This is a genomic window from Pseudomonas sp. MWU12-2029 (assembly GCF_023242425.1).
GTDB lineage: Bacteria > Pseudomonadota > Gammaproteobacteria > Pseudomonadales > Pseudomonadaceae > Aquipseudomonas > Aquipseudomonas kribbensis.
On the sequence record NZ_JALJDY010000001.1, the window covers coordinates 958,950 to 985,080 of the forward strand.

Below are 26,131 nucleotides of genomic sequence, written 5' to 3' on the forward strand. Positions count from 1 at the left end.
CTTCGCTTTACTCGTTACCACCGCGATAACCCCAAGCCAGCATGTACTGCTCGCGGGAACTGTCTCGGGAAGAGTCCGGCTTGATCATCTGGACCTTGTCGAATTTCCGACGAGCGTCCTTCAGGTAAACATCGAACCCCTCACCCTGAAATATCTTGATCAGGAAATTACCGCCCGGCTTGAGAATCCGCTCGGCCAGGTCAAGCGCCAGCTCGCAAAGAAACATGGCTTTCGGCATATCTACGGCAGGCGTACCACTCATATTGGGGGCCATATCGGAAATCACAAGGTCTACCTGTGAATTACCCACCGCCTCAAGGATTTGAGCGAGCACTTCATCCTGAGTGAAATCCCCCTGAATGAAGGTCACGTCCGGAATGCTGTCCATTTCCAGGATGTCCGAGGCGATCAGACGCCCCTGGCCACCGATCAGCCGACTGGTGACCTGAGACCAGCCGCCGGGCGCCGCGCCCAAGTCGACCACGCTCATGCCTGGGCGGATCAGTTTGTATTTCTCCTGGACTTCCAGAAGCTTGTAACTCGCACGCGAGCGGTAGCCATCCTTCTGCGCCTGCTTCACATAAGGATCGTTGACATGTCGTTTCAGCCAACCAAGGCTTGTCTTGGAACGCGCCATTGGGCACCTCGTTGATTAGGGTCGTGATTAATTGGGCGGATCCACGAGCCCTCGGGTAAAATGGCCGCCATTTTACAGAATCCAGACGAAAGGGTCAGATTATGCCGCTCACTCCAGAGCAGAAGAAACAGTACAAATCCATCGGCCACCACCTCAAACCAGTTTTGACGGTAGCTGACAACGGTTTGACTGAGGGTGTTTTAGCCGAACTCGAACGCGCATTGGCGGACCACGAGCTGATCAAGATCAAGCTCAACATCCTTGATCGCGAGGCGCGCCTGGCGTCCGTTGCAGAACTGTGCAAGGTCGGCAAGGCCGATCTGGTTCAGGTCATCGGCAAGATGGCACTGATCTACCGCAAGAACTTCAGCGTCAACAAGCAGCTGTCGAACGTTCATCGCTTCAAGTGATGAAAAGGGTCAAGGGTGTGCTTCGCGCACCCTGCCACTCCATCCCGGCACCGGCTGCAACACCAGTACCAGCCCGGAAAAACCCAGAACAAGATAACTGAACACCTGCCAGCGCTGCGCATCCGGCCAGCCGACACGCACTGCGACATACATCGCACTCGCATACAACGCCATCAGCAGCACTTGCCCGCGAAAATCCCGCCATAGACTGGCAAGGCCTTCGGCCCGTACCAGCACCAAAGCCTGAAAAACCACACACACGGCAGCGAAACCCACCACCGGTACTTCAAACGCACTGGCGATTTCGTCGATCAGCAGCGGCGCCAGGCCAATCTGGCCCAGCACCGGCCGCAGACCGAGGTGCACCAGCCATAAACCGCCGACCCACAACATCTGGGTCAGCTGCCAGAGCATGGCGCCCGCCTGCAGCGGGCGCCCTGTTTCAGATGTGACGGACTTCGACAATCTCATACTCGATATCGCCGCCCGGCGTTTTCACGACGACCGTGTCGCCCTCTTCCTTGGCAATCAAGGCGCGGGCGATCGGCGAGCCGACCGAAATCTTGCCGAGCTTGATGTCCGCCTCGTCTTCACCAACGATCTGGTAAGTCACGCTTTCATCAGTCTCGACGTTGGCGATTTCGACGGTAGTGCCGAAAATCACCTTGCCGGTGTGCGGAATGGTCGTCACATCGATGATCACGGCATTCTGCATGCGACCTTCGATGTCACGGATCCGCGCCTCGACCATGCCCTGCTGTTCGCGGGCGGCATGGTATTCGGCGTTTTCCTTCAAGTCACCCAACTCGCGGGCCGTACCGATGTCCTGGCTGAGCTTCGGACGAACGACCTTGGTCAGATGAGCGTGTTCCTCTTCCAGGGCTTTCGCGCCCTGGACGGTCATTGGGTATTTATTCATGCCTTCAATCCTGCGTGTAGATCCTGCAAGCGGCGCACGGTCTTCTCGGGACCGAACTTCAGCGCTTCGCAGATGGCTTCGCCAGCAGCAATGGTGGTGGTGCAGTAGATCTTGTGCTGCAAGGCGTTACGACGAATGGAGTAAGAGTCGGCGATCGACTGACGACCTTCGGTGGTGTTGATGATCAGTGTGACTTCGTCATTCTTGATCATGTCGACCACGTGCGGACGACCCTCGGTCACCTTGTTCACACGACGCACTTTCAGGCCTGCAGCCTCGATCAGCTTGGCAGTGCCGGCAGTGGCGACCACTTCGAAGCCCAAGTTGATCAGATCACGCGCCACACCTGCAACCAGCGGCTTGTCGTCATCACGCACGCTGATGAATGCGGTACCGCCGGTCGGCAGTACTTCGCTCGCGCCCATCTGGGCTTTTGCAAACGCTTCGCCGAAGGTGTCGCCGACGCCCATTACTTCACCGGTGGACTTCATCTCCGGGCCGAGGATCGGGTCAACGCCAGGGAATTTGGCGAACGGGAACACCGCCTCTTTCACGCTGTAGAAGTTCGGGATGATTTCCTTGGTGAAGCCGATTTCCTTCAGGGTCTTACCGGCCATCACGCGAGCCGCGATCATGGCCAGGGAAACACCGATGCACTTCGACACGAACGGTACGGTACGGGAAGCACGCGGGTTGACTTCGATGACGTAGATGTCTTCGCCTTGCAGCGCCAACTGAACGTTCATCAGGCCGACCACGCCCAGCTCCAGGGCCATTTTCTTGACCTGTTCGCGCATCTCGTCCTGGATGTGCGCCGGCAGCGAGTACGGCGGCAGCGAGCACGCGGAGTCACCGGAGTGAACACCTGCCTGTTCGATGTGCTGCATGATCGCGCCGATCACTACATCCTTGCCGTCGCAGACCGCATCCACGTCCATCTCGATGGCGCAGTTGAGGAAGTGGTCGAGCAGCACCGGGCTGTCGTTCGACACTTGCACCGCGTCACGCAGGTAACGCTTGAGCTCTTCTTCCTTGTAGACGATTTCCATCGCCCGGCCGCCCAGTACGTAGGACGGACGCACCACCAGCGGGTAACCGATCTTCGCGGCAGCGCGAACGGCTTCGTCTTCGCTGCGCACGGTGGCGTTTGGCGGCTGACGCAGATTCAGACGCTCAACCATCTGCTGGAAGCGCTCACGGTCTTCGGCACGGTCGATGGCGTCAGGGCTGGTGCCGATGATCGGCACGCCGGCCGCTTCGAGGGCGCGAGCCAGTTTCAACGGAGTCTGGCCGCCGTACTGGACGATCACGCCTTTCGGCTTCTCGACGCGGCAGATTTCCAGCACGTCTTCCAGGGTCACCGGCTCGAAGTACAGACGATCGGAAGTGTCGTAGTCAGTGGAAACGGTTTCCGGGTTGCAGTTGACCATGATGGTTTCGTAGCCGTCTTCGCGCAGGGCGAGAGCGGCGTGTACGCAGCAGTAGTCGAACTCGATGCCCTGGCCGATACGGTTAGGGCCGCCACCCAGAATCATGATCTTGTCGCGGCCGGACGGCGCTGCTTCGCACTCTTCCTCGTAAGTCGAGTACAGGTAAGCGGTGTCGGTGGCGAACTCGGCAGCGCAAGTGTCGACGCGCTTGTAGACCGGGAACACTTCCAGCTTTTGACGGTGAGTGCGCAGGTTCTTCTCGGTGACGCCCAGCAGCTTGGCCAGACGCTGGTCGGAGAAGCCTTTGCGCTTGAGCTTGAACATCAGGTCGCGGTCGATAGCGGACAGACCCAGGGTCTTGACCTTCTCTTCGTCCTTGATCAGATCTTCGATCTGCACCAGGAACCACGGGTCGATCATGTTCATGCCGAAGATTTCTTCGACGGTCATGCCGGCGCGGAAAGCGTCCGCCACGTACCAGATACGCTCGGCGCCCGGCACGGTCAGTTCGCGCTTGAGCACGCTCATGCTTTCCGGATTGCTCAGGTCGACTTTCTCGTCCAGACCGCAAACGCCGACTTCCAGACCACGCAGAGCTTTCTGCAGGGATTCCTGGAAGGTACGGCCGATGGCCATGACTTCACCAACCGACTTCATTTGAGTGGTCAGGCGAGCGTCAGCGTTGGCGAACTTCTCGAAGGCGAAGCGCGGCAGCTTGGTCACGACGTAGTCGATGGACGGTTCGAAGGACGCCGGGGTCTTGCCGCCGGTGATGTCGTTCGACAGCTCGTCGAGGGTGTAGCCGACTGCCAGTTTGGCCGCAACCTTGGCAATCGGGAAACCGGTGGCTTTCGAAGCCAGGGCCGACGAACGCGATACACGCGGGTTCATTTCGATCACGACCATACGGCCGGTGTCCGGGCAGATACCGAACTGAACGTTGGAACCGCCGGTCTCGACGCCAATCTCGCGCAGTACCGCCAGAGAGGCGTTACGCAGGATCTGGTATTCCTTGTCGGTCAGAGTCTGAGCCGGGGCAACAGTGATCGAGTCACCGGTGTGCACGCCCATCGGGTCGAAGTTTTCGATCGAGCAGACGATGATGCAGTTGTCCTTTTTGTCGCGGACAACTTCCATTTCATATTCTTTCCAGCCGATCAGCGATTCGTCGATCAGCAGTTCCTTGGTCGGCGACAGGTCCAGACCACGGGCGCAGATTTCTTCAAACTCTTCACGGTTGTAAGCGATACCGCCACCGGTGCCGCCCATGGTGAAGGACGGACGGATGATGCACGGGAAGCCCAGGCGCTCGAGCACCGCGTTGGCTTCTTCCATGCTGTGGGCAATACCGGAACGCGGGCATTCCAGGCCGATGGCCTTCATTGCCTTGTCGAAACGCGAACGGTCTTCAGCCTTGTCGATGGTGTCGGCGTTGGCGCCGATCATCTCTACGCCGAACTTCTCCAGAACGCCTTCGCGTTCCAGGTCCAGGGCGCAGTTCAGAGCGGTCTGGCCGCCCATGGTTGGCAGCACCGCATCCGGACGCTCTTTTTCGATGATCTTGGCAACGGTCTGCCACTTGATCGGCTCGATGTAGGTGGCGTCGGCCATGTCCGGGTCGGTCATGATGGTGGCCGGGTTGGAGTTCACCAGGATGACGCGGTAACCCTCTTCGCGCAGGGCTTTGCAAGCCTGGGCGCCGGAGTAGTCGAATTCGCAGGCCTGGCCGATAACGATCGGGCCAGCGCCGAGAATCAGGATGCTTTTAATGTCTGTACGTTTTGGCATGGGTTTGTCACTCAAATCCGCAGGTCAGTCGGCAAGCCGTCTTGATCGATTTCTGAAGTCCCGAGGGGGCCGCCGGTTCCGGGGCCGCCCTCGAGGGGCTTCTCGCTACAGTCTCAAGGCGAGCGCTTAGCGTCGCTTGGCCATCTCGTTGATGAAGCGGTCAAACAGAGGGGCCACATCGTTCGGGCCCGGGCTCGCTTCAGGGTGACCCTGGAAGCTGAACGCGCTCTTGTCGGTGCGCTCGATGCCTTGCAGGGTGCCGTCGAACAGCGACTTGTGGATCGCACGGACGTTGGCTGGCAGGGTCGCTTCGTCAACCGCAAAACCGTGGTTCTGGCTGGTGATCATCACGACGCCAGTGTCCAGATCCTGAACCGGGTGGTTGGCACCGTGGTGGCCGTGGCCCATTTTCAGGGTCTTGGCGCCAGACGCCAGGGCCAGCAACTGGTGACCGAGGCAGATGCCGAACACCGGAATTTCGGTTTCCAGCACTTCCTTGATCGCCTTGATCGCGTAGTCGCAAGGCTCCGGATCGCCAGGGCCGTTGGACAGGAACACGCCGTCCGGATTCAGGGCCAGCACGTCGGCTGCCGGGGTTTGCGCCGGCACTACGGTGACACGGCAACCGCGCTCGACCAGCATGCGCAGGATGTTGACCTTGACGCCGTAGTCGTAGGCAACCACGTGGTATGGCAGCTCGGAGGCTTCGATTGTCGCGTGGCTGTCGGTTTTCAGCTCCCAGACAGTGGAGCGCCATTCGTATTGGGTCTTGGTGCTGACGACTTTCGCCAGGTCCATGCCCTTCAGGCCCGGGAAGCCTTGCGCAGCGGCGATAGCCGCTTCTTCGGAGATGTTGTCGCCGGCCATGATGCAGCCGTTCTGTGCGCCTTTTTCACGCAGGATGCGGGTCAGGCGGCGGGTGTCGATACCGGCGATTGCCACAACGTTGTTGGCTTTCAGGTAGTCGGACAGGGACATCGTGTTACGCCAGTTGCTCGCTACCAGGGGCAGGTCACGGATGACCAGGCCAGCGGACCAGACGCGATTGGACTCGGCGTCTTCCGGCGTGGTGCCGGTGTTGCCGATGTGCGGGTAAGTCAGGGTAACGATCTGTTGGGCGTAGGAAGGATCGGTAAGGATTTCCTGATAGCCGGTCATTGCGGTGTTGAACACCACCTCACCAACGGTCTGACCGTCGGCTCCAATGGCTTCGCCGCGAAAAATGCTGCCATCAGCAAGGGCGAGTATGGCTGGCTTAGTCAAGAAGACCTCCCGTAAATAACGCATGAAAGGGCAATCGCAGGTTGTAAAAAAGCGGAGTGACGTATGGACACGTCACCCCGCTTCTTCACTGAATTATTCTGCGCGCTTTTAGTGGACACACTAAAGCTGTAGCTTACAGAAAAAGGGATTTTTGGTCTACCGCCAATGAGCCCGAAAGGCCGGAGAATGCGACAGGACGTCGCCAGGCGGAGCAAAACCGGCACAAACAGGGCGTTTGCGCCGGGTTCAAACAAGGCTCAACGCAGGTCGAGCACGTCCTGCATGTCATAAAGACCCGGTTCGCGAGCATCCAGCCACAACGCCGCACGCACCGCACCCTTGGCGAATGTCATGCGGCTCGAAGCCTTGTGGGTGATTTCCAGACGCTCGCCCTCGCAGGCGAACAGCACCGTGTGATCACCTACCACATCACCACCGCGAACAGTGGCGAAACCGATGGTTTCACGCTCACGCGCACCGGTGTGGCCTTCGCGACCATAGACCGCGACCTTCTGCAGATCACGATCCAGTGCACTGGCAATCACTTCACCCATGCGCAGGGCCGTACCCGACGGCGCATCGATCTTGTGACGGTGATGGGCTTCGATGATTTCAATGTCCGCATCATCACCCAGCACCCGTGCAGCCATGTCGAGCAGCTTCAGCGACAGATTGACGCCAACGCTGAAGTTGGCGGCGAACACGATCGGAATATCCTTGCCCGCCTCGGCCAGCAACTGCTTCTGGGCAGCGTCCAGCCCGGTCGTGCCGATCACCATCGCCTTGCCGGCCTTGCGGCAGAAGGCCAGGTTTTTCAGCATGACTTCCGGCAGGGTGAAGTCGATCAAGACATCGAACTCTTCTGCGACCGATTCCAGATTCCCGGACAACGGCACGCCGATTCGACCGAGCGAAGCCAGCTCACCGGCATCCACCCCGATCAGCGTACTGCCAGGGCGGACAATTGCAGCCGTCAAACCGGTCAGCGGCGCGCGCTGCTGCACGGCCTCGACCAGAATCTTGCCCATGCGCCCGGCGGCGCCCATCACAGCTATACGTCGCATGCCGACTCCTTACAGATCGCCGAAGAAGCGCTTCACGCCATCGAACCAACCGGTGGTTTTCGGCGAGTGGCTGTTGTCATCCGCCAGAGAGCTGCGGAATTCTTCGAGCAATTCACGCTGACGACGGTTCAGATTGACCGGGGTCTCGACCGCCACACGGCACATCAGGTCGCCCGCACCACCGCCACGCACCGGCGCCACGCCTTTGCCGCGCACGCGGAACTGCTTGCCGGTCTGAGTCCCTTCCGGAATCTTCAGCTTCACGCGACCGTCGAGGGTCGGGATTTCCAGCTCGCCACCCAGGGCAGCATCGACAAAGCTGATCGGCACTTCGCAGAACAGATGCTTGCCGTCACGCTGGAAGATCGCGTGCTCGCGCACATTGATCACAACGTACAGGTCGCCGGTCGGGCCACCCTGAGTGCCCGCCTCGCCTTCGCCGGACAGACGAATGCGATCACCGGTATCGACACCGGCCGGTACTTTGACGGAGAGGGTTTTGTATTCTTCGACGCGACCGTCACCGTGGCAGGAGTCGCACGGATCGGAAATGATCTTGCCCTGGCCATGGCAACGCGGGCAGGTCTGCTGCACCGAGAAGAAGCCTTGCTGCATGCGCACCTGGCCGATGCCGCCGCAAGTCGGGCAAGTCGATGGCGACGAGCCTTTCTTGGCGCCCGAACCATCGCACGGTTTGCAGTTGACCAGTGTCGGAACGCGGATATTCACGGTGGTGCCGCGCACCGCTTCTTCCAGGTTCAGCTCCAATGTGTAGCGCAAATCGCTGCCACGCTGGGCGCCGCCACGGGAACCGCCGCGACCGCCACCGAAGAAGTCACTGAAGACATCACCGAAGATGTCGGAGAAGTTCTGACCGCCGAAACCGGCACCGCCGCCACCCATGCTCGGGTCGACGCCGGCATGGCCGTACTGATCGTACGCCGCACGCTTGCTGGAATCGGACAATACTTCGTAGGCCTCGTTGGCCTCTTTGAACAGTTCTTCCGACGCTTTGTCATCGGGATTACGGTCCGGGTGATGCTTCATCGCCAGACGGCGATAGGCCTTTTTCAGGTCTGCTTCGCTTGAGCCGCGCTCAACACCCAACACTTCGTAATAGTCACGCTTAGCCATAAGTTCTTCATACTCTTGAGGACGTTCGGCAAACCCCTCCTGAGCTTCGCCAAACTCGTTGAGCCCCAATACAGGCCCGGACCCAACTCACGTCAATTCAACGATCCTGGTCTTTGATTCATGCGGTACTTGCGGCGCGAAAAGCAGGAGCATTCCCGGCCATACCGCCAACACGCGAAGCTTGTCGCATGCTGTAAAAATTCGCGTATTCCAGATACGCCAACGCGGGAGCAAGCTCCCGCGCGGCGACATCCTACCAGTCAGTGCCCAAAGGCAGTCAACCGGCCGACCAACAACTTACTTGTGGTCTTTGACTTCTTCGAACTCGGCATCGACAACATCGTCAGCCTTTTCAGCTTTCTCTGCGTGCGGTGCCGCGCCTTCGGCAGGCTGAGCCTGTTCGGCGTACATCTTCTGGGCAACCGGCGCAGAGACTTTCGACAGCTCTTCAACCTTGGCGTCGATGGCAGCCTTGTCGTCGCCTTTGACGGCGGCTTCCAGGGCAACCACGGCCGCTTCGATTGCAGTCTTCTCTTCTGCAGTCACTTTGTCGCCAGCGTCAGCGATCATCTTGCGAGTCGAGTGAACCAGTGCATCACCCTGGTTACGGGCAGCGGCCAGCTCTTCGAACTTGCGGTCTTCCTCGGCGTTCAGCTCGGCGTCGCGCACCATCTTCTGGATTTCTTCATCCGACAGGCCGGAGTTGGCCTTGATGGTGATCTTCTGCTCTTTGCCGGTCGCCTTGTCTTTCGCGCCGACGTGCAGGATGCCGTTGGCGTCGATGTCGAAGGTCACTTCGATCTGTGGCACACCGCGTGGCGCTGGTGGAATCTCGGCCAGGTCGAACTTGCCCAGGGACTTGTTCTGTGCGGCTTGCTTGCGCTCACCTTGCAGGACGTGAATGGTCACGGCGCCCTGGTTGTCGTCGGCAGTCGAGAACACTTGCGATTTCTTGGTAGGAATCGTGGTGTTTTTCTCGATCAGCGCGGTCATCACGCCACCCATGGTTTCGATACCCAGGGTCAGCGGGCTGACGTCGAGCAGCAGAACGTCTTTCACGTCACCGGCCAGAACGGCGCCCTGGATGGCAGCACCCATGGCAACGGCTTCGTCCGGGTTCACGTCTTTACGAGCTTCTTTACCGAAGAAATCGGTAACTGCCTTCTGCACCAGAGGCATACGAGTCTGGCCACCGACCAGAATCACGTCGTCAATTTTGCTGGCATCGATGCCGGCGTCTTTCAGAGCGATGCGGCATGGCTCGATGGTACGGTTCACCAGATCTTCAACCAGCGACTCGAGTTTGGCGCGAGAGATCTTCACGTTCAGGTGCTTAGGACCGGTCGCATCTGCTGTGATGTACGGCAGGTTGACGTCGGTCGACTGCGAAGAAGACAGCTCGATCTTGGCTTTCTCGGCGGCTTCTTTCAGACGCTGCAGGGCCAGAGGATCGTTCTTGAGGTCCATGCCGGACTCTTTCTTGAACTCGTCGACGAGGTAGTCGATCAGACGCATGTCGAAGTCTTCACCACCCAGGAAGGTGTCACCGTTGGTGGCCAGTACTTCGAACTGGTGCTCGCCGTCAACTTCAGCGATTTCGATCACGGAAACGTCGAAGGTACCACCACCCAGGTCGTAAACGATCACGGTGTGATCGCCCTTGGCCTTGTCCATACCGTAAGCCAGAGCAGCTGCGGTTGGTTCGTTGATGATACGTTTTACGTCCAGACCGGCGATGCGACCGGCGTCTTTGGTCGCCTGACGCTGGCTGTCGTTGAAGTAGGCCGGAACGGTGATCACCGCTTCGGTCACTGCTTCGCCGAGGTAGTCTTCGGCGGTCTTCTTCATCTTCTTCAGGACTTCGGCGCTGATTTGCGGCGGAGCCATCTGCTTGCCGGAGGCCTCGACCCAAGCGTCACCATTGTTGGCCTTGACGATCTTGTAAGGCACCAGCTTGATGTCTTTCTGCACGACTTCTTCGTCGAAGCGGCGGCCGATCAGGCGCTTCACCGCGAACAGTGTGTTGTGCGGGTTGGTCACAGCCTGACGCTTGGCGGACTGGCCGACCAGGATTTCGCCATCGTTGGCGTAAGCGATGATCGACGGCGTGGTACGCGCGCCTTCGGCGTTTTCAATAACTTTGGCTACGCCGTTTTCCAGCACGGAGACGCAGGAGTTGGTAGTCCCCAGGTCGATACCGATAATTTTGCCCATGTTCACTCTCCCGAAACTTTGGATTTGGTTGCCGCAGCAGTGGTGGCTAACTGCGGTAATACTTAAACGCTTGACTTCTAAATGGGGGCCTTGCGGCTAATTTCAAGCCTTCTCGTCAATCGAAGGCGAAACTGGCGCCGGCGCCTTGCTGACCACGACCATCGCCGGACGCAGCAGGCGACCGTTGAGCTGGTAGCCCTTCTGGAACACTTTCAGAACGCTGTTCGGTTCCAGGTCAGCACTTTCCTGCATGGCCATCGCCTGATGTTCCACGGCGTTGAACGGCTCGCCTTCCTGCGGACTGACGGCTACAAGCTGATAGCGCTTGAGGGTGTCCTGGAACATTTTCAGGGTCAGCTCGATACCTTCGCGCATCGGACGGATGCTTTCGTCGTCCGGGCTCGACAGCTCGAGGCCGCGCTCCAGGCTGTCGACGATCGGCAGCAGGTCGCCGGCGAATTTTTCCAGTGCAAACTTGTGAGCTTTCTCTACGTCCTGCTCGGCACGGCGGCGGACGTTCTGCAGATCGGCAGCTACGCGCAGAGATTGATCCTGCGCGGCGGCCAATTGCTCTTCGAGCACTTGTACACGGGTCGCCAGGTCATCACCCGAAGCCTCGGGCGCCTGATTGGCTTCTGGATTTTGCGTATCTACTGTCTGTTCGTCAGCCATAGAATTCTCCTTTCAATATCGTCCGCGAGTTCGATTCGCGCTTCTGCACCGGTATATGGGGCCGCAAAATCAGGCTTCAAGGGCTGACAATGATTAACCCTACAAAAAAGTGCTGCATTGTCATTCCCGGGCGCGATAAGCATTTGATCGGATCAAGCCAATCGAGCTAAGCGAGGGCATTGTCAGGCCGAAACAAAACACTGTATAAATAACCAGACCTAAAGCCTGGGAGCGGCCTTTATGCTGGTGCACCTGTCCGTACACAACTACGCCATCGTTGAACATCTCGATCTCGAACTTGATCGCGGGATGAGCGTGATTACCGGGGAAACCGGCGCCGGCAAGTCGATCATGCTCGACGCCCTCGGCCTGACCCTTGGCGATCGTGCCGACAGCGGCGTGGTTCGCCCGGGCGCCGACAAGGCCGATATCCTGGCGACCTTCGACCTCATCGACATTCCCGAAGCGAGCGCCTGGCTGGCCGAACGCGACCTGGAAATCGACGGCCCGTGCATCCTGCGTCGGGTCATCACCTCGGAAGGCCGCTCCCGCGGCTATATCAACGGCACGCCCTGCCCGCTCGGCGACCTCAAGGCCCTCGGCGAGCTGCTGATCGACATCCACAGCCAGCACGAACACCAATCCCTGCTCAAGACCGATACCCACCGCCGTCTGCTCGACGAGTACGCCGGCGCCACCGATCTGGCCCGACAGGTACAACTGGCTGCCCAGCGCTGGCGCCAGACCCGCCAGGAGCTGGAGCGCCTGTCCAACTCCGGCGACGAGCAACGCGCCCGTCATCAACTGCTCAGCTATCAGCTCGAAGAACTGGAAAACCTCGGCCTCGGCGAGAACGAACTGGAAGACCTTGAGCAGGAACACAAGAACCTGACCAACGCCGAAACCCTGCTGGGCATCTGCCGGCAAGTGGTCGAACAATGCAGTGAAAGCGATTCCGGCAATGTGCTGAATGCGCTGACCGCCAGCCTCAATCGCCTGTCCAGCGTGAACAACTCGATTGGTGCCCTGGGCGAAGCCAGCAGTTTGCTGACCAGTGCGCAGATCCAGGTCGAAGAGGCTGTCGGTGAACTCAATCGTTTCCTCGACAACTTCGACGCCGATCCGGCACGCCTGCAGTATCTGGAAGAACGCCTGGACGCCATTTACACCCTGGCGCGCAAACACCGGATCCAGCCGACCGAAGTCGCCGAGATGCAGCAAAAACTGCTGGATGAAATCGAAACCCTGAATGCCAACGATGAATCCATCGAGCGTTTGGGCGAAGAGCTTGCTTCGTATGCCCGTCATTATCAGGAAAAGGCTCGCGAGCTGAGTGATCTGCGCCATCAGGCTGCGGGCAGCTTGGCCAGCGCGGTAGAGCAGGAGATTCAACGCCTCGGCATGCCTGGAGGACGCTTCACCATCGAGTTGCGGCCCAACGCCAGCGGCGAACTCCTGCCCAACGGCCTCGAACAGGTCGAACTGCTGGTCAGCGCCAACCCTGGCCAGCCATTAAAGGCCTTGGCCAAAGTGGCCTCCGGCGGCGAACTCTCGCGGATCAGCCTGGCGATTCAGGTCATCACCGCCCAGACCTCACGCGTGCCGACGCTGGTATTCGACGAAGTGGATGTGGGCATCGGCGGCCCGACGGCCGAGATTGTCGGCCAGTTGCTGCGACGCCTGGGCGAACGCGGTCAGGTCCTGACCGTTACGCACTTGCCGCAAGTGGCCGCGCAGGGCCATCAGCATTTGTTCGTACACAAGGTGCGGGGCGATCAGGCGACTCACACGGCCGTCTCGAAGCTGAGCAAAAATGACCGTATAGAAGAAGTCGCACGTATGCTCGGCGGCATCGATCTGACCAAAGAGTCCCTGGCACACGCCAAGAAGATGGTCGTTACCGCAAAGGTTTAAGCACGACAGAAAGCACGAAGGCGACCCTTGGGTCGCCTTCGTTCGTTTCGCGAACCTGAAATTCGCGCGACATGCTTACTTTTTCTTGCGTACGTACAGCACCAGGTTGTGATCCACCAACTCGACACCGTGCTCTTCGGCAATTGCCTTCTGGAGCTTTTCGATTTCGATGCTGACGAATTCGACAACCTCACCGGTTTCCACGTTGACCATATGGTCGTGGTGGCCACCGTCGGCCAATTCGAATACCGCGTGGCCACCGTCGAAGTTGTGACGGACCACGAGGCCAGCCGCTTCGAACTGGGTCAGAACACGGTAAACCGTGGCCAGACCGACGTCCTCGCCAGCTTCCATCAACGCCTTGTAGACGTCCTCGGCACTCATGTGACGCTGCTCGGTAGAGTCGAGCATTTGCAGGATCTTGACCCGTGGCAGGGTCACTTTGAGGCCGGCTTTGCGTAGTTCGCTATTTTCAACCATGGTCAGCTTTCTCGCGATGCTGCTTCGCAGCTTCTCTTAATGCGGGTATGATCGGCGTTTACGTTGTCCCAGCCAAGATAGTGGAAGTCGCCCACCGATGCAAAACACCAAGCTCTTGCTAACCAGTTTCACCTTTGTGGGACTGCTCGCACTCGCCGGTTGTTCATTCCCCGGGGTTTACAAAATCGACATCCAGCAGGGCAATGTCGTCACGCAGGACATGATAGACCAGTTACGCCCGGGAATGACCCGGCCGCAAGTACGGTTTATCATGGGCAACCCTCTGCTTGTCGACACGTTCCATGCCGATCGCTGGGATTATCTGTACAGCCTGCAACCTGGTGGTGGTGAACGCCAGCAGGAACGCATGAGTGTCATTTTCGACTCTAACGACCGCCTTGTCAGCCTGTCCGGTGACTTCATGCCGGGCGTGAGCCGTGACGAAGCCATTCTCGGCAAGGACAGTGGCACCAGCGTGACCGCTCCTGCCGAAAACGCCGAGAAGCCAAAACCGGAAAAACCGGTCAAGCCAGGCTCCTTGCTGGATCAGATCCAGAAGGACGTCGATGGTGTGGAAACCGTTCCGGTTCCGACACCAGAGCCGCTGGACACCTCGCCGCAATAATTTGCGACGCAATAAAAAACCCGGAAACTCCGGGTTTTTTATTGCCTGCCGATCGGCGCAATCACTGTTTTCCGGCTTTAGCCTCGGCAGCCTTGGCGGCCCGCAATCGGCGCACCTCTTTCGGATCAGCCAGCAGCGGTCGGTAGATTTCCAGGCGATCCCCCGCCTGAACAACCCGCACATCCGGATCGGCAATCACTTTGCCGAAAATCCCGACCGGACAACCCGCCAGATCCAGCTCGGGAAAGTCGGCATCGATGCCGCTGGACGACAGCGCAGCACGCACCGTCGAACCTTCTGCCACGCTGATCGTGCGCAACACCTGACGATCAACCGCCGCGTACACCACTTCTATTTCGATCACCGGCTCAACCATGCATCTGTTTGGCACGTTGGCAGAATGCATCCACCAGCGTGTTGGCTGCCTGATTGAACAGCGGCCCGAGCGTGGCGCGCACCAGCGGGCCGGCATAATCGAAGGACAGATCGAGGCTGATCTTGCAGGCCTTCTCGTTCAGCGCCTTGAACACCCAGACCCCGTGCAATTGATTGAACGGGCCTTCCTCAAGGTTCATCTCGATCGACTGCCCCGGCACCAGGGTATTGCGTGTCACGAAGTGCTGGCTGAGGCCGCCCTTGGCCACACCGACGCTGGCGCGCATGTGTTCAGGCGAGCTTTCCAGGACTTCCGCAGACGAACACCACGGCAGAAACTCCGGATAACGCGCCACGTCATTGACCAGGTCAAAGAGAAATTGCGCCGGATAAGGCAGCAGCGCTGATCGTTGAATATGTGTCGTCATGTAAGCGTCACTTCCAGAGCTGGGTGGCAAACACTACAAGAATGCCGATGGGCGCCACATAGCGCATCAAGAACAGAGACAGGGCGAACAGCGCCGGGCTGCGAATCGACAATTCGTCACGCACCGCTTCACGCCCCATCACCCAACCGGCAAACAGCACAAAGCACAGCCCGCCGAGCGGCAACATGATCCGCGAGGTGAAGAAGTCGATCACACCAAAGAAGTCCAGACCGCCTGCGGCACCCCATTGGTAGAGATGGAACATCCCGCCTTCGTTCACGAAAAATTTCGCTTCCTTCCAGATATTGAAGGAAAACACCGTGCCCAGGCCGACAAACCAGCAGGTGAACGCCAGCCAGAATGTCACCCACGCACGACTGATTTTAGTCCGCTCGACCAGATAGGCGACCATCGGCTCCAGCAGGGAAATCGCCGAACTCCAGGCAGCGATCGCCACCAGAACGAAGAACACCACGCCCATCAACTGGCCGAACAGCACGTTACCGAACGCAAATGGCAGGCTGACGAACATCAACCCCGGACCTTCGCTCGGGTTCAAACCGCCGGCGAACACAATCGGAAACAACGCCAGACCGGCGACCAGCGAAACGAAGGTGTCGAGCAGCGCCACCCCCACGACGGTGCCGGAAAGCGAGGCTTCCTTGGTCATGTAGGCGCCGTAAATCATGATCGAGCCCACGCCCACGCTCAGGGAGAAGAACGCGTGCCCCATGGCCGGCAGCAAGCCGTCGAGGACTTTCTCCGGGTGGAAGTCGAACATGAAATGCACGCCTTCCATGAAGTGCCCGGTGGTCATGCTGTAACCCAGCAACACCAGCACCATCACGAACAGCAGCGGCATCATGATCCGCAGGCTGCGCTCCAGCCCGGCCACCACACCCTTGGCGATCACCACCGCCGACAGCAGCATGAACACCGTGTGCCACAGCGTGATGCGCCATGGGTCGGCGATGACATTACCGAAATAGGCACCGACCTGATCAGCCGTCGCCCCCTGGAAATCCCCACGCCCCATATCAATGATGTAATCCAGCGACCAGCCGCCGACCACACTATAGAAAGACAGGATCAGCAACGCCGTGATCATCCCGGCGAACGCGCCCCACGACCACTTGCCCGAGTGCCCGGCCTCCAGCGCCAGCACCTTCAGAGCATTCGCCGGACTCTGACGGGCACGCCGGCCGATCAGGGTTTCCGCGAGCATCACCGGAATGCCGATCAGGGCGATACACGCCAGAAACATCAGCACGAAGGCGCCGCCACCGTAGACCCCGACCATGTAGGGGAATTTCCAGATGCTGCCCAATCCCACGGCCGAACCGGTCGCGGCGAATATGAAAACCCAGCGGCTAGCCCAACTGCCGTGGACAGAAACCTTGTCTGTCGACATCGTTTATCACGCCCAAGCGTTAGAAAAAGAGGCCGCATTGTCCGGGATTCACTCAACCTGCTCAAGCACGCAGCATCACCGTAGCCGACAGCCGTTTATCTCCATATAATGCCGCCCCTATGGCTAAACAGAAGAAACACCCAACAGGGACCATCGCGCAGAACAAAAAGGCGCGACACGATTACTTCATCGAGCACAAGTTCGAGGCTGGTCTGGTCCTGGCCGGCTGGGAAGTAAAAAGTCTGCGGGCAAGCAAGCTGCAACTGGTCGACAGTTACGTCCTGCTCAAGGACGGCGAAGCCTGGCTGCTCGGCAGTCACATCACGCCGTTGATGACTGCCAGCACCCACGTCATCGCCGACCCGGTCCGCACCCGCAAGCTGCTGCTCAACCGCCGCGAGCTGGACAAGCTGGCCGCCGCCGTACAGCAGAAGGGTTATGCCTGCGTGTGCCTGTCCTGGTACTGGAGCAAGCACATGGTCAAGTGCGAAATCGCTCTGGGCAAGGGCAAGAAGGAATACGACAAGCGTGATACCGAACGCGAACGCGACGCTGGTCGCGAGCTGCAGCGTGCGGTGCGCAACAAGGGCAAGGAAGACTGATTCTTCTGCCTGAATGACCGTTCCCGCGCCCGGCACGGGAACGGTCATGCTTACATCCCTTTGCGCCGCTCGGCCCGAGCCATGCGCTGTACTTCCTGACGCACTTCTTCCAGCACTTCCTGTACATACAGAATGTGTCGGCTGGAAACCTCTCGTGCCTGCTCCGCCCGCCCTTCGATAATCGCCTGATACAGTTCCCGATGCTGCGTGATCAGCATGTCGCGGGTTTCCGTGCGCTGCTTGTACATGCCGCCGATGTTGGTCACCACGTTGCGCTTGAGCAGGTCGAACAACCCGCGAATGGTGTGCAGCAACACAGCGTTGTGGCTGGCCTCGGCGATGGCCAGGTGGAATTTCGCATCCGCCGCGCCCTCTTCCGCCCGACTCACTTCGTCATGGCGCGAGTAGCAGTCCTGTAGCTCTTCAAACGCTGCGGTCAGTCGCTCGCGATCCACGTCCGTAGCGCGCAATGCTGCGTAATAAGCGCACGATGCCTCCAGCGTGTGGCGAAATTCCAGCAGATCGCGCTGAGCTTCCGGATTGCTTTCCAGCAATTGCAGCAACGGATCGCTGAAGGTCGAACCCAGGCTTTCCACCACGTAATTGCCGCCGCCCTGCTTGCTGACCAGCAGCCCCTTGGCCGCCAGTTTCTGAATCGCCTCACGCAGCGAAGGTCGGGAAACACCGAACTGCTCCGCCAATGTGCGCTCGGCCGGCAGGCGCTCGCCAGACTTCAGCGTGCCCTCAAGGATCATCCCCTCGAGCCGCTCGACAATATCGTCAGACAAACGGCGCTGACGTATCTGATCAAACCCCATCACTCAATTCTCCACGAGCCCGACCACTCGCCGGGCTCTCTATTCTGGCCTATCGGCGCCTTGCCGACACCTGCCAGATGAAACGCCCCGGACCGGATCAGATCGAGTCTGCACCGGTGATTCGACGAAAGTTTCAGGGCGGCAAATTGACACACCGACATCAAGGCTTTTACCCTAGCCAACAGCGATTGTAAATTGGTCTTACCAATTAACCAAGAACGCTGACAGTGCCTGACCAACAACAATTAGGGGCCACCCCATATGCAAACCTGGCAACAGCTCTACAGCCCGCTCGGCAGTCTCGGCGTGTCCGCACTCGCGGCCGTCATTCCTATCGTTTTCTTCTTTCTCGCCCTGGCGGTGTTCCGCCTCAAAGGTCATGTCGCCGGCAGCATCACACTGGCCCTGGCGATTCTTGTGGCGATCTTTGCGTTCCAGATGCCGGTGGACATGGCGTTCGCCGCCGCCGGTTATGGTTTCGCCTATGGTCTGTGGCCGATTGCCTGGATCATTGTCGCGGCGGTGTTCCTGTACAAACTGACGGTCAAGAGCGGTCAGTTCGAAGTCATCCGCAGTTCGGTGCTGTCGATCACCGATGACCAGCGTCTGCAGGTGCTGTTGATCGGTTTCTGCTTCGGTGCTTTCCTCGAAGGTGCGGCCGGTTTCGGCGCGCCAGTGGCGATTACCGCTGCACTGCTCGTAGGACTGGGCTTCAACCCGCTGTACGCCGCCGGCCTGTGCCTGATTGCCAACACCGCGCCGGTCGCGTTCGGTGCCTTGGGGATTCCGATCATCGTCGCCGGGCAAGTCACCGGTATCGACGCGTTCAAGATCGGCGCCATGACCGGCCGTCAACTGCCGCTGCTGTCGCTGTTCGTGCCGTTCTGGCTGGTGTTCATGATGGACGGCCTGCGCGGCGTGCGTGAAACCTGGCCAGCCGCACTGGTTGCCGGCCTGAGCTTCGCCGTGACCCAATACTTCACGTCGAATTTCATCGGCCCGGAACTGCCGGACATCACCTCGGCCCTGGCCAGCCTGATCGCGCTGACCCTGTTCCTGAAAGTCTGGCAGCCAAAACGCACTGCAGGTGCACAGATTGCCGGTGCGACGTCGAACGTCGCGGTCACCGCCAGCGTCGGCGGTTTCGGCCAGAAACGCACCACCATCGAATCCCCCTACAGCCTCGGGGAAATCTTCAAAGCCTGGTCACCGTTCCTGATCCTCACCGTACTGGTCACCATCTGGACCCTCAAACCGTTCAAGGCGATGTTTGCCGCTGGTGGTTCGATGTACGCCTGGGTGTTCAACTTCGCGATCCCGCACCTGGATCAACTGGTGATCAAGACCGCACCGATCGTCGCCACACCGACAGCCATCCCGGCGGTGTTCAAACTCGACCCGATCTCCGCCACCGGCACAGCGATTTTCTTCTCCGCGCTGATCTCGATGGTCATCCTGAAGATCAATTTCAAAACTGGTCTGACCACTTTGAAAGAGACCTTCTACGAACTGCGCTGGCCAATTCTGTCGATCGGCATGGTGCTGGCGTTCGCCTTCGTCACCAACTATTCCGGCATGTCTTCGACCATGGCTTTGGTGTTGGCAGCGACCGGCGCAGCATTCCCGTTCTTCTCGCCGTTCCTCGGTTGGCTGGGCGTGTTCCTCACCGGCTCCGATACCTCGTCCAACGCGCTGTTCAGTTCGCTGCAAGCGACCACCGCGCACCAGATCGGGGTCAACGACACCTTGCTGGTGGCGGCCAATACCAGCGGCGGCGTGACCGGCAAGATGATCTCGCCGCAGTCGATTGCCGTGGCCTGCGCCGCGACCGGGCTGGTGGGCAAGGAATCCGATCTGTTCCGCTTCACCCTCAAGCACAGCCTATTCTTTGCAACGATTGTCGGCCTGATCACATTGGCTCAGGCCTACTGGTTCACCGGCATGCTGGTGCACTGATAACGACAAGAAGACTACAAGAAGCACGGAAATAACCGACGCTGGTTCGTGATTCCGGCGTCAGCAATTCACGACCCGGTCTGTAAGGCTGCTGAAAGCAACGCGCTCTATATTCGGCAGCCTCACAGACGGATAACCGGGCCCACCCGGAGACACGCCTGATGAGCGAGCTTTTTTACAACGCAGTGCCCAACGCCACTCGCGTCGCACCGCCACTGCCAGAACCCCGGCAGTACCCGAGCGAGAAACCGTCGCGGGTCTACCTGTTCGGCACCTGCGTGGTCGACCTGTTTTATCCCGAAGCCGGGATGGACGCGATCCACTTGCTGGAGCGCGAAGGCATTCGGGTCGAGTACCCGCAAGGGCAGAGTTGCTGCGGACAACCGGCCTACACCTCGGGTTACACCGAACAGGCGCGGACGGTGGCGCGCTCGCAACTGGCGCTGTTTGCCGGGGACTATCCGGTGGTGGTGCCGTCGGGTTCCTGCGCGGGAATGCTGCGCGAGCATTACGCCGACTTGTTCAAGGACGAGCCGGAAACGTTGAAACAGGTTCTGGCCCTCGCGGCCCGCACCTATGAGCTGGCCGAGTTCCTGCTGTTCGTCTGCAAGGTGCAGCTCAAGGACAACGGCGAGCCGGTGAAAGTGGCGCTGCACACATCGTGTTCAGCGCGACGGGAAATGAACACCCACCTGCACGGCCGCGAGTTGTTGGCGCAGTTGAGCAATGTGGAACGAGTCAACCATGACCATGAAAGCGAATGCTGTGGCTTCGGTGGGACATTCAGCGTCCGTATGCCAGACATTTCCGGCGCGATGGTGGCTGACAAGACCCGGGCGTTGAAGGAATCCGGCGCGCATCAGGTGCTCAGTGCCGATTGCGGCTGCTTGATGAACATCAACGGCTCGCTGGAAAAACAGCAGGAAGCGCTGCGCGGGCAACACTTGGCAAGTTTCCTCTGGCAACGAACCGGAGGTGCGCGATGAGCACTTCCACGATTATTCCTACGGTTGCCGTAGAAGAAGATTTCCGCACCCGGGCGCACAACGCCCTGGGCGACCAGCAGTTGCGGAACAACTTCCGCACCGCGATGGATTCACTGATGACCAAGCGGGCAGCGGCTTTCAGCGATGCCCACGAAAGAGAACACCTGCGTGAACTGGGCAATGCGATCCGTGCCCGCGCGCTCTCCAAGTTGCCCGACCTGCTCGAGCAACTGGAACAGAACCTGACCCGCAACGGTGTGACAGTGCACTGGGCGGAAACGGTGGACGAGGCCAATGGCATCGTCCTTTCGATCATCCGCGCTCACGAGGCGCGGCAAGTGATCAAGGGCAAATCGATGGTCAGCGAAGAGATGGAGATGAACCATTTCCTCGAAGCTCGGGACATTGAATGTCTGGAGTCCGACATGGGGGAGTACATTGTCCAGCTCGACCACGAGAAGCCTTCTCACATAATCATGCCGGCAATCCACAAGAATGCCGGTCAGGTCGCGTCCTTGTTCCACGACAAACTTGGCGTGGAATACACCAAGGACGTTGACCAACTCATTCAGATCGGTCGCAGGGTCCTGCGGCAGAAATTCTTCGAAGCGGACATCGGCGTCTCCGGCGTCAACTTCGCCGTGGCCGAAACCGGCACCCTGCTGCTGGTGGAAAACGAAGGCAACGGGCGCATGACCACCACGGTGCCGCCGGTGCACATCGCCGTCACCGGCATCGAAAAGGTTGTGGAAAACCTGCGCGACGTGGTGCCGCTGCTGTCGTTGCTGACCCGCTCGGCGCTGGGCATTCCGATCACCACCTACGTCAACATGATCTCCGGCCCGCGCAAGGAACACGAACTCGACGGCCCGCAGGAAGTGCATCTGGTGCTGCTCGACAACGGTCGCAGCCAGGCGTTTGCCGACAGCGAACTGCGTCAGACCCTGAACTGCATCCGTTGCGGCGCGTGCATGAATCATTGCCCGGTCTACACCCGCGTCGGCGGCCACACCTACGGCGAGGTTTACCCCGGCCCGATCGGCAAAATCATCACCCCGCACATGGTCGGCCTGGCGAAAGTCCCGGATCACCCGAGTGCGTCTTCGCTGTGCGGCGCCTGCGGTGAAGTGTGTCCGGTAAAAATTCCTATCCCCGCACTGCTGCGTCGCCTGCGCGAAGAGAACGTCAAAGCCCCCGACAGTCCTCATCAAGTGATGCGCGGCCAGGGCAGCAAGTATTCGCGCAAGGAACGCTTTATCTGGAACGCCTGGGCGAAGCTCAACAGCTCGCCGACTTTGTATCGATTGTTTGCGTTTTTCGCCACGCGCCTGCGCGCCCTGGCGCCGAACAATGTCGGCCCGTGGACGCAGAACCACAGCGCTCCCAAACCCGCCGCCCGCTCACTGCATGACATGGCTCGCGAGCACCTGGCCAAACAAGGAGACCGTTGATGAGCGCCAAGCAAAACATCCTCGGCAAGTTGCGTAAAAGTCTGACGGGCACCACACCGATTGCCGACAACTTCGATGTCGATCTGGTGACCCAGCCTTACACCTACAGCGCCGAACAACGGATCCCGCAACTGCGCAAACTGATGGAAGCGGTGCACACCGAAATCCATCTGACGTCCGCTGAAGCGTGGCCGGCGCTGCTGGCGCAATTGCTGCGCGACCGTCAGTTGCCGAGTCTGTTGATCGCTCCGACGACGCCCCACGGGCAGCGCATCACACAGCACTGGGCGAACAATCCTGATCTGCCGGCGCTGAAATCCTACGACCGGCCGATGGAAGAGTGGAAAGCCGAGCTGTTCAACGACACCCCGGCCAGCCTCACCGGCACTCTCGGCGCCATTGCTGCTACCGGCAGCCTGATTCTCTGGCCGACCCGCGAAGAGCCAAGGCTGATGAGTCTGGTGCCACCGGTGCATTTCGCCCTGCTCAAGGCCAGCCAGATCCGCGACAACTTCTATCAGGTGCAGCAGGAATTCGAATGGGCCCAAGGCATGCCGACCAACGCGTTGCTGGTGTCCGGCCCGTCGAAAACCGCCGACATCGAACAAGTGCTGGCCTACGGCGCCCACGGCCCAAAAGACCTGGTGGTGTTGATCCTGGAGGACCAATGACCTTACCGGCGACTTTCCTGCGCGATGCGCAGCAACTGATTCCGGCCGAACGGCGTTTCAACGATCCGCTGTCGACCCTGGCCTTCGGCACCGATGCCAGTTTCTACCGGCTGATTCCGCAACTGGTGATCCGCGTCGAATCCGAAGATGAAGTGGTGGCACTGCTGAAACTGGCCCAGCGCGATCAGGTGCCGGTGACCTTCCGCGCCGCCGGCACCAGCCTGTCCGGCCAGGCGATCAGCGATTCGGTGCTGATCGTGCTTGGGGATAACTGGAACGCCCGGGAGATCCGAGGGCAAGGCACGCAAATCCGCCTGCAACCCGGCGTGATCGGTGCCCAGGCCAACGCCTGGCTCGCGCCATTCGGGCGCAAGATCGGTCCGGATCCCGCGTCGATCAACGCCTGCAAGATCGGCGGCATCGTCGCCAACAACGCCAGCGGCATGTGCTGCGGCACTGCACAAAACACCTACCACACGCTGGCCGGAATTCGTCTGGTGCTGGCCGACGGCACGCGCTTGGACACCGAAGACGCCGCCAGCGTCGCGGCATTTCGCACAAGCCACGGCGAGTTGCTGGAACGCTTGGCGACACTGGGCCGCGAGACCCGCGCCAATGCCGAACTGGCCGCACGAATCCGCCACAAATACCGTCTGAAAAATACCACCGGCCTGTCGCTCAATGCCCTGGTGGATTTCGATGAGTCTGTGGATATCTTGAGCCACTTGCTGGTCGGCTCAGAAGGCACCCTCGGTTTCATCAGCGCGGTGACCTACGACACGGTGATCGACCACCCGAACAAGGCCTCGGCGCTGATCGTTTTCCCCGACGTGGAAACCTGCTGCAACGCCGTCACCGTGCTGAAAAGCCAACCGGTGTCCGCCGTGGAACTGCTCGACCGCCGCAGCTTGCGCTCGGTGCAGGACAAACCCGGCATGCCGGAATTCGTACAGCACCTGTCGAACAATGCCTGCGCGCTGCTGATCGAATCCCGCGCCGCCTCTTCCACGTTGCTGCAGGAACAACTGGCGCAGATCATGGCGTCGCTCAACGGTTTCCCGGTGGAAAAACAGGTCGATTTCACCGAAGACCCGGTCGAGAACGCCCGCCTCTGGGCCATCCGCAAGGACACCTTCCCCGCCGTCGGCGCCGTGCGCAAGACCGGCACCACGGTGATCATCGAAGACGTCACCTTCCCGGTGGAACAACTGGCAATCGGCGTGAACCGTCTGATCGAGCTGTTCGACAAACATCACTACGACGAAGCGATCCTTTTCGGACACGCGCTGGAAGGCAATCTGCATTTCGTCTTCACCCAAGGCTTCAACAGCCCGGAAGAAGTCGCACGCTATCAGGCGTTCATGGACGACGTGGCGCAACTGGTGGCCGTGGAGTTCGGCGGCTCACTGAAGGCAGAGCACGGCACCGGGCGCAACATGGCGCCGTTTGTCGAGCTGGAATGGGGCAGCGACGCCTATCAATTGATGTGGCAGCTCAAGCGCCTGCTCGACCCCAACGGCATTCTCAATCCGGACGTGGTGCTCAGCGAAGATCCGCAGATTCACCTCAAGCACCTGAAGCCGCTGCCGGCGGCCGACGAGATTGTGGACAAGTGCATCGAGTGCGGTTTCTGCGAGCCGGTTTGCCCATCGAAAGGCCTGACCCTGAGTCCGCGTCAGCGCATCGTGATCTGGCGCGATATTCAGGCGCGAAAACGCGCCGGGATCGACACCACCGAACTGGAAAAAGCCTACGAATACCAGGGCATCGACACCTGCGCCGCGACCGGTTTGTGCGCGCAGCGTTGTCCTGTAGGCATCAACACCGGCGAGTTGGTGAAAAAGCTTCGCAGCCGTCACGCCACGCATCAGAAAGCCGCCAACTGGATCGAAGGAAATTTCGCCACCACCCTGCAAGGGGCGCGCTTCACCCTGCACGTGGCTAACGGTGCGCGGATGTTGCTGGGGGCCCCGCGTCTGTCGAAACTTTCGGCGACGCTGACGCGCCTGTCCAAGGGCCAGGTGCCGCAGTGGACCAATGCCATGCCTCAGCCGGAAAAAGCCATTCGCCTCAGTCCGACCGTCTCGGACGAACGCCCGCGCGTTGTGTATCTGGCAGCCTGCGTATCGCGGGTGATGGGACCGGCAGCGAGCGACAAGGAGCAAATGTCGCTGTACGACAAAACCCGTGGCCTGCTGGAAAAGGCCGGTTATCAGGTGGTGTTCCCGGACAATCTGGACAACCTCTGCTGCGGTCAGCCGTTCGCGTCCAAAGGCTATGCAGAACAGGCCGAGCACAAGCGTCAGGAGCTGATTGGCGCCTTGCTGCACGCCAGCCGTGGCGGGCTCGATCCGATCTATTGTGACACCAGTCCCTGCACCTTGCGACTGGTGCAGGATGTGGGAAATGTTCGCCTGGATCTGTATGACCCTGTGCGTTTTATCCGTACGCATATGATGGATCGTCTCGAATTCACGCCGCAGGAAGCACCGATTGCCGTTCATGTGACGTGCAGCACTCAGCACCTGGGGGAAAGCCAGGCGTTGATCGATCTGGCGCGCAAGTGCAGCAAGAACGTAGTCATCCCGGAAGGCATTCATTGCTGCGGCTTTGCCGGCGACAAGGGCTTCACCACGCCGGAACTCAACGGCCACTCCCTGCGCACCCTCAAGGATGCGGTGCAACATTGCAGTGAAGGGATTTCCACCAGTCGCACCTGTGAGATCGGTCTGACACAACATGGCGGCATCGACTACCACGGACTGGTCTATCTGGTGGATCGAGTGACCCGGGCCAAACCCCGTGAAACCGCCATCTGAAGAAAAATAGAACCCCTGCGAACGAGAGCAGTCCACAGAACAGGCCCCGAACAATCGGGGCTTT

Annotated in this window: 23 protein-coding genes; 9 read left to right on the top strand and 14 right to left on the bottom strand. The window is 59.7% G+C overall.

Going from position 1 to position 26,131, the window contains the following annotated elements; translation table 11 throughout:
- Positions 1 to 7 precede the first annotated feature (7 nt).
- Positions 8 to 637: a 23S rRNA (uridine(2552)-2'-O)-methyltransferase RlmE gene (gene rlmE / locus M5B44_RS04575; protein ID WP_134825455.1), complete on the bottom strand. Its 630-nt coding sequence runs from the start codon at positions 635 to 637 to the stop codon at positions 8 to 10.
- Positions 638 to 738: 101 nt separating this feature from the next.
- Here rlmE and M5B44_RS04580 point away from each other — a divergent pair, with 101 nt between their 5' ends.
- Positions 739 to 1,047: a YhbY family RNA-binding protein gene (locus M5B44_RS04580; RefSeq protein ID WP_011332401.1), complete on the top strand. Its 309-nt coding sequence runs from the start codon at positions 739 to 741 to the stop codon at positions 1,045 to 1,047.
- Between the two features lie 9 nt (positions 1,048 to 1,056).
- On the opposite strand, the gene M5B44_RS04585 is transcribed toward M5B44_RS04580, so the two are convergent.
- The 8 genes from M5B44_RS04585 to grpE all read right to left on the bottom strand — a co-directional run bounded on the left by M5B44_RS04585 (position 1,057) and on the right by grpE (position 11,531).
- Entirely contained in the window at positions 1,057 to 1,461 is a 405-nt protein-coding gene (locus M5B44_RS04585) for an MFS transporter (protein WP_248738353.1), read from the bottom strand.
- Positions 1,462 to 1,489: 28 nt separating this feature from the next.
- Positions 1,490 to 1,966 carry a transcription elongation factor GreA gene (greA, locus tag M5B44_RS04590; protein ID WP_085711852.1) on the bottom strand — a complete coding sequence of 159 codons (477 nt, stop codon included), beginning with the start codon at positions 1,964 to 1,966 and terminating at the stop codon, positions 1,490 to 1,492.
- Positions 1,963 to 5,184 carry a carbamoyl-phosphate synthase large subunit gene (carB, locus tag M5B44_RS04595; RefSeq protein WP_085711853.1) on the bottom strand — a complete coding sequence of 1,074 codons (3,222 nt, stop codon included), beginning with the start codon at positions 5,182 to 5,184 and terminating at the stop codon, positions 1,963 to 1,965. The genes greA and carB overlap by 4 nt, the downstream gene beginning before the upstream one ends.
- 126 nt (positions 5,185 to 5,310) lie before the next feature.
- Positions 5,311 to 6,447: a glutamine-hydrolyzing carbamoyl-phosphate synthase small subunit gene (gene carA / locus M5B44_RS04600; protein WP_065259971.1), complete on the bottom strand. Its 1,137-nt coding sequence runs from the start codon at positions 6,445 to 6,447 to the stop codon at positions 5,311 to 5,313.
- Positions 6,448 to 6,704: 257 nt separating this feature from the next.
- Positions 6,705 to 7,511 (bottom strand): 4-hydroxy-tetrahydrodipicolinate reductase, encoded by an 807-nt coding sequence (dapB, locus tag M5B44_RS04605; protein ID WP_114881376.1) that lies wholly within the window; start codon positions 7,509 to 7,511, stop codon positions 6,705 to 6,707.
- Between the two features lie 9 nt (positions 7,512 to 7,520).
- Positions 7,521 to 8,645 (bottom strand): molecular chaperone DnaJ, encoded by a 1,125-nt coding sequence (gene dnaJ, locus M5B44_RS04610; RefSeq protein ID WP_085711856.1) that lies wholly within the window; start codon positions 8,643 to 8,645, stop codon positions 7,521 to 7,523.
- A gap of 297 nt (positions 8,646 to 8,942) precedes the next feature.
- Positions 8,943 to 10,859 carry a molecular chaperone DnaK gene (gene dnaK / locus M5B44_RS04615; protein WP_085711857.1) on the bottom strand — a complete coding sequence of 639 codons (1,917 nt, stop codon included), beginning with the start codon at positions 10,857 to 10,859 and terminating at the stop codon, positions 8,943 to 8,945.
- A 102-nt stretch (positions 10,860 to 10,961) separates the two neighbouring features.
- Positions 10,962 to 11,531: a nucleotide exchange factor GrpE gene (grpE, locus tag M5B44_RS04620; protein ID WP_085685597.1), complete on the bottom strand. Its 570-nt coding sequence runs from the start codon at positions 11,529 to 11,531 to the stop codon at positions 10,962 to 10,964.
- Positions 11,532 to 11,771: 240 nt separating this feature from the next.
- Between grpE and recN the strand changes: the two genes are divergently transcribed.
- The gene (gene recN, locus M5B44_RS04625; RefSeq protein WP_248738354.1) at positions 11,772 to 13,445 is read left to right on the top strand and encodes a DNA repair protein RecN; all 1,674 of its coding nucleotides are present in this window, start codon (positions 11,772 to 11,774) and stop codon (positions 13,443 to 13,445) included.
- 75 nt (positions 13,446 to 13,520) lie between these two features.
- Here recN and fur read toward each other — a convergent pair whose 3' ends face one another.
- On the bottom strand, positions 13,521 to 13,925 hold the full coding sequence (gene fur, locus M5B44_RS04630; RefSeq protein WP_064119476.1) for a ferric iron uptake transcriptional regulator: 405 nt from the start codon (positions 13,923 to 13,925) through the stop codon (positions 13,521 to 13,523).
- A 97-nt stretch (positions 13,926 to 14,022) separates the two neighbouring features.
- Here fur and M5B44_RS04635 point away from each other — a divergent pair, with 97 nt between their 5' ends.
- A complete protein-coding gene (locus tag M5B44_RS04635) occupies positions 14,023 to 14,550 on the top strand; it encodes an outer membrane protein assembly factor BamE (RefSeq protein ID WP_085711859.1) in 528 nt (175 codons plus the stop codon).
- 61 nt (positions 14,551 to 14,611) lie between these two features.
- On the opposite strand, the gene M5B44_RS04640 is transcribed toward M5B44_RS04635, so the two are convergent.
- From M5B44_RS04640 to M5B44_RS04650, 3 genes are read right to left on the bottom strand one after another with little or no spacing between them, the layout of a single operon-like run.
- On the bottom strand, positions 14,612 to 14,926 hold the full coding sequence (locus M5B44_RS04640) for an RnfH family protein (RefSeq protein ID WP_248738355.1): 315 nt from the start codon (positions 14,924 to 14,926) through the stop codon (positions 14,612 to 14,614).
- The gene (locus M5B44_RS04645; protein WP_248738356.1) at positions 14,919 to 15,353 is read right to left on the bottom strand and encodes a type II toxin-antitoxin system RatA family toxin; all 435 of its coding nucleotides are present in this window, start codon (positions 15,351 to 15,353) and stop codon (positions 14,919 to 14,921) included. Before M5B44_RS04645 ends, M5B44_RS04640 begins: the two co-directional genes overlap by 8 nt.
- A gap of 7 nt (positions 15,354 to 15,360) precedes the next feature.
- The gene (locus M5B44_RS04650) at positions 15,361 to 16,764 is read right to left on the bottom strand and encodes a sodium-dependent transporter (RefSeq protein ID WP_114881374.1); all 1,404 of its coding nucleotides are present in this window, start codon (positions 16,762 to 16,764) and stop codon (positions 15,361 to 15,363) included.
- A 119-nt stretch (positions 16,765 to 16,883) separates the two neighbouring features.
- Here M5B44_RS04650 and smpB point away from each other — a divergent pair, with 119 nt between their 5' ends.
- Positions 16,884 to 17,366, top strand: coding sequence for an SsrA-binding protein SmpB (gene smpB, locus M5B44_RS04655; RefSeq protein WP_007953781.1), 483 nt, complete (start codon positions 16,884 to 16,886; stop codon positions 17,364 to 17,366).
- Positions 17,367 to 17,416: 50 nt separating this feature from the next.
- On the opposite strand, the gene M5B44_RS04660 is transcribed toward smpB, so the two are convergent.
- Entirely contained in the window at positions 17,417 to 18,184 is a 768-nt protein-coding gene (locus tag M5B44_RS04660; RefSeq protein WP_085729535.1) for an FCD domain-containing protein, read from the bottom strand.
- A 261-nt stretch (positions 18,185 to 18,445) separates the two neighbouring features.
- Here M5B44_RS04660 and M5B44_RS04665 point away from each other — a divergent pair, with 261 nt between their 5' ends.
- From M5B44_RS04665 to M5B44_RS04685, 5 genes are all read left to right on the top strand, one after another.
- Positions 18,446 to 20,140: a lactate permease LctP family transporter gene (locus M5B44_RS04665; protein WP_085729534.1), complete on the top strand. Its 1,695-nt coding sequence runs from the start codon at positions 18,446 to 18,448 to the stop codon at positions 20,138 to 20,140.
- A 161-nt stretch (positions 20,141 to 20,301) separates the two neighbouring features.
- Positions 20,302 to 21,126: a (Fe-S)-binding protein gene (locus tag M5B44_RS04670; protein ID WP_248738357.1), complete on the top strand. Its 825-nt coding sequence runs from the start codon at positions 20,302 to 20,304 to the stop codon at positions 21,124 to 21,126.
- Positions 21,123 to 22,577 carry a LutB/LldF family L-lactate oxidation iron-sulfur protein gene (locus M5B44_RS04675; RefSeq protein WP_134825452.1) on the top strand — a complete coding sequence of 485 codons (1,455 nt, stop codon included), beginning with the start codon at positions 21,123 to 21,125 and terminating at the stop codon, positions 22,575 to 22,577. Before M5B44_RS04670 ends, M5B44_RS04675 begins: the two co-directional genes overlap by 4 nt.
- The gene (locus M5B44_RS04680; protein WP_085746872.1) at positions 22,577 to 23,248 is read left to right on the top strand and encodes a LutC/YkgG family protein; all 672 of its coding nucleotides are present in this window, start codon (positions 22,577 to 22,579) and stop codon (positions 23,246 to 23,248) included. Before M5B44_RS04675 ends, M5B44_RS04680 begins: the two co-directional genes overlap by 1 nt.
- Positions 23,245 to 26,067, top strand: a complete 2,823-nt coding sequence (locus tag M5B44_RS04685; RefSeq protein WP_248738358.1) for an FAD-binding and (Fe-S)-binding domain-containing protein — start codon at positions 23,245 to 23,247, stop codon at positions 26,065 to 26,067. Before M5B44_RS04680 ends, M5B44_RS04685 begins: the two co-directional genes overlap by 4 nt.
- Positions 26,068 to 26,131 lie beyond the last annotated feature (64 nt).

What these genes read in the sequence shown, in the direction of transcription:
- fur (WP_064119476.1), bottom strand. Translation starts at nt 13,925, where the DNA reads ATGGTTGAAAATAGCGAACTACGCAAAGCCGGCCTCAAAGTGACCCTG.
- M5B44_RS04665 (WP_085729534.1), top strand. Translation starts at nt 18,446, where the DNA reads ATGCAAACCTGGCAACAGCTCTACAGCCCGCTCGGCAGTCTCGGCGTG.
- grpE (WP_085685597.1), bottom strand. Translation starts at nt 11,531, where the DNA reads ATGGCTGACGAACAGACAGTAGATACGCAAAATCCAGAAGCCAATCAG.
- M5B44_RS04670 (WP_248738357.1), top strand. Translation starts at nt 20,302, where the DNA reads ATGAGCGAGCTTTTTTACAACGCAGTGCCCAACGCCACTCGCGTCGCA.
- M5B44_RS04645 (WP_248738356.1), bottom strand. Translation starts at nt 15,353, where the DNA reads ATGACGACACATATTCAACGATCAGCGCTGCTGCCTTATCCGGCGCAA.
- carB (WP_085711853.1), bottom strand. Translation starts at nt 5,184, where the DNA reads ATGCCAAAACGTACAGACATTAAAAGCATCCTGATTCTCGGCGCTGGC.
- M5B44_RS04685 (WP_248738358.1), top strand. Translation starts at nt 23,245, where the DNA reads ATGACCTTACCGGCGACTTTCCTGCGCGATGCGCAGCAACTGATTCCG.
- dnaK (WP_085711857.1), bottom strand. Translation starts at nt 10,859, where the DNA reads ATGGGCAAAATTATCGGTATCGACCTGGGGACTACCAACTCCTGCGTC.
- greA (WP_085711852.1), bottom strand. Translation starts at nt 1,966, where the DNA reads ATGAATAAATACCCAATGACCGTCCAGGGCGCGAAAGCCCTGGAAGAG.
- smpB (WP_007953781.1), top strand. Translation starts at nt 16,884, where the DNA reads ATGGCTAAACAGAAGAAACACCCAACAGGGACCATCGCGCAGAACAAA.
- M5B44_RS04660 (WP_085729535.1), bottom strand. Translation starts at nt 18,184, where the DNA reads ATGGGGTTTGATCAGATACGTCAGCGCCGTTTGTCTGACGATATTGTC.
- M5B44_RS04585 (WP_248738353.1), bottom strand. Translation starts at nt 1,461, where the DNA reads ATGCTCTGGCAGCTGACCCAGATGTTGTGGGTCGGCGGTTTATGGCTG.
- M5B44_RS04640 (WP_248738355.1), bottom strand. Translation starts at nt 14,926, where the DNA reads ATGGTTGAGCCGGTGATCGAAATAGAAGTGGTGTACGCGGCGGTTGAT.
- dapB (WP_114881376.1), bottom strand. Translation starts at nt 7,511, where the DNA reads ATGCGACGTATAGCTGTGATGGGCGCCGCCGGGCGCATGGGCAAGATT.
- M5B44_RS04680 (WP_085746872.1), top strand. Translation starts at nt 22,577, where the DNA reads ATGAGCGCCAAGCAAAACATCCTCGGCAAGTTGCGTAAAAGTCTGACG.
- M5B44_RS04675 (WP_134825452.1), top strand. Translation starts at nt 21,123, where the DNA reads ATGAGCACTTCCACGATTATTCCTACGGTTGCCGTAGAAGAAGATTTC.
- M5B44_RS04650 (WP_114881374.1), bottom strand. Translation starts at nt 16,764, where the DNA reads ATGTCGACAGACAAGGTTTCTGTCCACGGCAGTTGGGCTAGCCGCTGG.
- recN (WP_248738354.1), top strand. Translation starts at nt 11,772, where the DNA reads ATGCTGGTGCACCTGTCCGTACACAACTACGCCATCGTTGAACATCTC.
- M5B44_RS04635 (WP_085711859.1), top strand. Translation starts at nt 14,023, where the DNA reads ATGCAAAACACCAAGCTCTTGCTAACCAGTTTCACCTTTGTGGGACTG.
- rlmE (WP_134825455.1), bottom strand. Translation starts at nt 637, where the DNA reads ATGGCGCGTTCCAAGACAAGCCTTGGTTGGCTGAAACGACATGTCAAC.
- M5B44_RS04580 (WP_011332401.1), top strand. Translation starts at nt 739, where the DNA reads ATGCCGCTCACTCCAGAGCAGAAGAAACAGTACAAATCCATCGGCCAC.
- dnaJ (WP_085711856.1), bottom strand. Translation starts at nt 8,645, where the DNA reads ATGGCTAAGCGTGACTATTACGAAGTGTTGGGTGTTGAGCGCGGCTCA.